This window comes from Pseudanabaena mucicola FACHB-723 (assembly GCF_014696385.1).
Classification (GTDB): Bacteria; Cyanobacteriota; Cyanobacteriia; order Pseudanabaenales; family Pseudanabaenaceae; genus Pseudanabaena.
This window is the reverse complement of record NZ_JACJQB010000080.1, coordinates 1-4,976: the sequence shown is the minus strand read 5'-3', so window position 1 is coordinate 4,976 and position 4,976 is coordinate 1. Positions and strand designations below refer to the sequence as shown.

Here is a 4,976-nt window from a genome sequence, read left to right as displayed (position 1 = left end):
CTAAACTAGAGACCCTGTTAGCAAAACCCAAGGTCAAGCCAAATCTCAGAGCTGCGGTGGTTGTAAAAACTAATAACAAGTCAAATATAATCGCTCCGCCGCCACCGCCACCTGATACCAAAGCTGCAGAAAGCACTAAGGTTACAGGTACAGTCGAAATTGCTGGCACAATCTACGCAATTATTAGTGCCTTTGATGAACCAACATCTCGATATGTCAGGGCTGGTCAGATGATTTCTAACGGTAAGGTATTGGTAAAGCGGATTGATACTAATGCTGAACCGCCAATTGTAGTGTTACAGCAGAACGGAGTCGAAGTATTACGCCCCGTGGGTGCGCCTATCGTCGGTGCGGTAGACAACAATCAATCTGGCACAACATCTAACCAACCGTCTCAACCATCCACAAACAATCCTGTACCATTTACGCTTCCACCTCTAATTCCCGCACAATAGAGCATAAAAAAAGCCCCGTTTTACGGGGCTTTTTTTATGCTCTATTGTTTATTTTTTAGGAGCCATCAGCATAGTGATGTTTCTGCCTTCACGTTTGGGATATTGCTGGATTTCAGCAACGGATTCAAGATCGCTTGCCATCCGATTTAGCAAAACTTCGGCAAGATCGACGTGTTGGATTTCGCGACCACGGAACATGACAGTTGCTTTTACCTTGTCACCTTCTTTCAAGAAGCGCTCAGCATGGTTGATTCGCACTTGGTAATCATGCTCTTCAATTTTGTAACGCATCTTTACTTCTTTGACATCAGATGTGTGTTGCTTCTTGCGAGCCTCACGGGCTTTTTTCTCTTGCTCAAACTTGAATTTGCCATAGTCCATGATCCGACAAACAGGAGGATCGGCTTTGTCACTGACCAGTACAAGATCTAACTCTTTTTCTTCAGCCATCTTCAGGGCTTCTTTGGGGGTCAGGATGCCGAGTTGCTCCCCCTCCATATCAATGACTCTAATTTTGGGATATCTGATGCGTTCGTTGATTTGGGGGAGGTCTTTAATTGGCTTTTTAGTCATGAAATCTCTGTTGTCTAGACTCTTTGGGGGTATGGGTTTAATTACTATTGGTTTACAAATACATGCTTACGCTTAGCTGAACAATTAAATTAATCTTAAATAAACTAGATTGTTGATCTAGTTATCTGAATTAACTTAGATATTCAAGCTTTTACATCTTTTTGCTTGACATATGCGTTTAAGTATAGTACGAACTAGGCTCGGATGTGTCAAGCAATTATCGTAAATTTTGTTTAACAAGCGCACCTGTTACTTGATCGTTCATGGTGACTGCTCCGATCGCAGTTGGCAAAATAAAGCGCACTTTACCCGCCTCAACTTTTTTATCGGTGGAGAGACAGGCGACGACCGCATCGGCATCGATATCCTTGGGCAATGTTTGGGGCAGTCCAGCCTTAGTAATTAAGCTAAGCTGCTGAGCTTGTTCTTCGGCTGACCATAGACCCAGATCAACTGCGATCGCACCTGCAATCTTCATCCCCAAACCGACGGCTTCACCATGATTGTAAAGACGATAGTTGGTAACAGATTCGATAGCATGACCAACTGTATGTCCATAGTTCAGAATAGCCCGTAAATTTCCTTCTTTCTCGTCCTTAGATACAACTTCAGCCTTTGCCTTGGCACAGCGATATAAAATCGTTTGCAGCATGTCTGAGGAAACATAGCGCAATTGGTCTAGGCGATTGCACTGAGCGAGCAAGTCAAATAATTCTCGATCCCAAATTACGCCGTACTTGATTACCTCTGCCATTGCCGAGCGAAACTCACGGGCTGGTAGAGTTTTTAATACTTCAGGATCAACCCATACTAGGCGGGGTTGATAAAATGCGCCAATTAAGTTTTTGCCCTGTGGGTGATTGATCCCCGTCTTGCCACCAATCGCAGAATCGACCATGGCAAGTAAAGTAGTTGGTACTTGGACTAGATCAATTCCCCGTAACCAAGTTGCGGCAGCATAACCCGACATATCGCCAATTACGCCACCACCAAGGGCAATAATTGCTGAGGAGCGCTCTAGTCTGTGCGTAAGAGCTGCGTCATAGATCTTTTGGAGTGATTTGGCGGTTTTAAAACGTTCACCTGCTGGCAAAATTAAGTGAGCAACATCAAAATCTGCATTACCTAAAGATGTTTGTACTGTCTCGCCATAGTGCTTATAAATGACTGGATTTGAGACGATGAGGAGTTTTTTGCTTTTTTTCCCTAACCCAATTGCTAGTAACTTTGTCCCCAAATCCTTGAGACTATGATTTGCGATCGCAATGTCATAACTACGATTGCTCTGGGCCTCACTATGGAGTTCAACAGTAACGGTGGTGGAATGATCGGACATATTTCTAAATAAGGGTACTGATATTTAGAGACTGTAAAATTTTTTGTGTAAATTCAGGCTGAAACCATTGGTTTTTCGTTAAATTTGTCAATTAAACACTAAGAAATTTACAGTCTCGATATTTATGGTAACAGCATGGTAGCAGCGATGATGATGCTAAGTTTTGTTTGATGTTTCCATCTATTTAGCCATGGCTTGGCATAATTCAATAATTGCTGTTTGTAAGGTGGCATTTTCCTCTTTGCCATGTTTGAGATCCGCTTCTAGGCGCAGCAAAATATCCAGCGATCGCATTAATCTTTGACTGCTTAATCCCTGTACTTCTTGCTTCAGAAAATAAACTCTTTTAGGATTGCCAATTTCAGCAGCTTCCGCAATTTCTTTATCATCACGCACCCCCGACTCTTGCATTAACTTGATCCACAACCAAGTCCGAAACTGCCCTACCAAAGTCGCACAAATTCTTAGACCCACTTCATTGTTTCTGAGTAATTCGGCAATTAGAGATAGAGCTTGGCTAGTATCAGCAGCCCGAATCGCGCTGGCTAGTTGCAAACTATTGTGAGCGGAAATCTGGACAAGGGGAGCAATTTCCTTGGCAGTAATAGGCTTAGTATGTTGATAATATGCCAGTTGCAGTTTTTGTAATTCCATCGTTAAACGACGGGTATCATTACCGATCGCATCAACTAATAAATCCACCCCATCATTAGATAGTTTTAAACCAATTTCAGTCGCAGCCTGTCTGACCAGTTGAGCAATTGCCTCAACTTTCCAAGGTGGAATCAGCGAAAACTCTAAGACCTTGGCATATTTTTGTAATAGTTTGGTAGACTTCGCTCTGCCATCAGGTTTACTTGAGGCTGTAAATAGAAGATAGGAATCTGGGGGTAAATTAGTAAAAGTTCTTTCTAGCTCTGTAAGTAGAGACTCAGAACATTTTTGCGCAATGCTTGTATTGACTAACCAAGTCAAACGATTACCCATCCCAAAGGGAGAAGTTACTGCTTGATTAAGTCCATCCATGATTTCAAAATCACTCGTAGCATTAACTTTGGCATAGTTAAAATCACGCCACATGGGATCAACATGGGTATCGATTATTTTTTTGACTGCTTGAGAAATTTGATAGTCATCATCTCCCCAATAAAAGTAGACAGGCATTGTATGATTAGTGCAACTATGTGGTGTGGTGTAGAGATTTGATGATTACTAGAAGCAAAGCAAATAAGAAAGCTAGTTTTAATGCCAAGGCGTTGAGTGCTAGTCCTACAGATGGCTACGCAACATGGGGGAAAAGGTTGTTTGACATAGCTTTTGCAACCTCAGTATTGCTTGTATTTTCGCCTGTTTATATTTTGATTGCGCTTATAGTTGCAGCCAGTTCTCGTGGGTCTATTTTATATATTCATGAGCGTGTAGGACTCAATCATCAACCTTTTAAATGCATTAAGTTTAGAACTATGATTGCTCAGGCAGACCAAGTCCTAGAAGAGTATTTAAATTCTTGTCCAGTTAGCCGTGCTGAGTATGAAGCATCTTTTAAACTGAGGCATGATCCCCGAATTACGAAGATTGGAAGATTCCTAAGAAAAACTAGTCTAGATGAGTTACCGCAGTTTTGGAATGTGCTTGTTGGTGACATGAGTGTTGTGGGCCCCCGTCCATTAGTACATGCCGAACTCATTAAGTATGGCAATGAGATTGATAAAGTGCTGAGTGTTCGACCTGGTATTGCAGGTCTATGGCAGGTATCAGGTCGCAATGATGTACCCTATGCTCAGAGAATCAAACTGGATGCTAGCTATGTCAGACGAATGAGCTTTAGTTTAGATCTCCAGTTAATTTTTAAGACTCTTCTCGTTGTGATTTTTCCAAAGAACAATGGGGCTTATTAAATAGTTCTTCACTACCTTAAAAATCAACTAAATGAAGGCGGCGCATTGCGCCGCCTTCATTTAGTTGCGACGGCTACGAACAGGGCGCAATGATAAGTCAAACTCTAATGCTGCTGCCATACCCCACAGGGTGAATGCCAAAATCCAGAAAAACTCTGATGGTTCGCCACTTTGATATGGTCTGCCATCACAGATATCACTAGTATTAATGCTGTAGTTGAACCAGAGATCGCTCAAAAACATCGAAATACCAGCACTACCTAGCAGTCGCCATGACTGCGCGGCTTTACCACCCCAAAAAGCCAGTAACAAAATTGTGGCAACGATCAATAACCAAATATCGCCCAAGGCATAAATGATATTGAGAATCTTGCCTAGATTTAAATCAAAGCCACTTTGACCACCAGCAATGAAAGTTACATATCCGGCAGAGATGATCCCCACAACCCCAACAGCCGCGACAATTGCCCATTGTTTGGGATACAGATTAAGTCTGCGTCCAATTACTGACATTGCCATACCCCAAGCCAAAAAGACGTAGGTTGCTGTAAAGAAAATATCCGCAATCGAGGGAAATGGGGAAATCAAGTTTTGTGCGCCTTTTTCCCCACCTGCAATCAGACCACTCTGATATTGAAAATCTAGATAGCCAAAAATTAAATTGCCGATTCCCCAAGAGAGAATTCCTAGACCAAGCCCTAACCACACATTGCG

General features: G+C 42.3%; 5 protein-coding genes and 1 pseudogene. 2 read left to right on the top strand and 4 right to left on the bottom strand.

Annotated elements, in window-relative coordinates; all coding sequences use genetic code 11:
- A pseudogene (locus H6F41_RS18390) lies at positions 1 to 455 on the top strand (hypothetical protein); the annotation flags it as partial.
- Between the two features lie 48 nt (positions 456 to 503).
- Here the strand turns inward: H6F41_RS18390 and infC are convergent.
- From infC to holA, 3 genes are all read right to left on the bottom strand, one after another.
- Entirely contained in the window at positions 504 to 1,028 is a 525-nt protein-coding gene (gene infC / locus H6F41_RS18385; RefSeq protein WP_190404914.1) for a translation initiation factor IF-3, read from the bottom strand.
- A gap of 217 nt (positions 1,029 to 1,245) precedes the next feature.
- Positions 1,246 to 2,364, bottom strand: coding sequence for a 3-dehydroquinate synthase (aroB, locus tag H6F41_RS18380; RefSeq protein WP_190404913.1), 1,119 nt, complete (start codon positions 2,362 to 2,364; stop codon positions 1,246 to 1,248).
- Between the two features lie 180 nt (positions 2,365 to 2,544).
- Complete coding sequence (gene holA, locus H6F41_RS18375) at positions 2,545 to 3,528, bottom strand: DNA polymerase III subunit delta (RefSeq protein WP_190404912.1); 984 nt, start codon at positions 3,526 to 3,528, stop codon at positions 2,545 to 2,547.
- A 41-nt stretch (positions 3,529 to 3,569) separates the two neighbouring features.
- Here holA and H6F41_RS18370 point away from each other — a divergent pair, with 41 nt between their 5' ends.
- Positions 3,570 to 4,262, top strand: coding sequence for a sugar transferase (locus H6F41_RS18370; protein ID WP_190404911.1), 693 nt, complete (start codon positions 3,570 to 3,572; stop codon positions 4,260 to 4,262).
- A gap of 60 nt (positions 4,263 to 4,322) precedes the next feature.
- On the opposite strand, the gene H6F41_RS18365 is transcribed toward H6F41_RS18370, so the two are convergent.
- Positions 4,323 to 4,976 (bottom strand): hypothetical protein (locus tag H6F41_RS18365; RefSeq protein WP_190404910.1); only part of this gene is annotated, 654 nt, incomplete at its 5' end.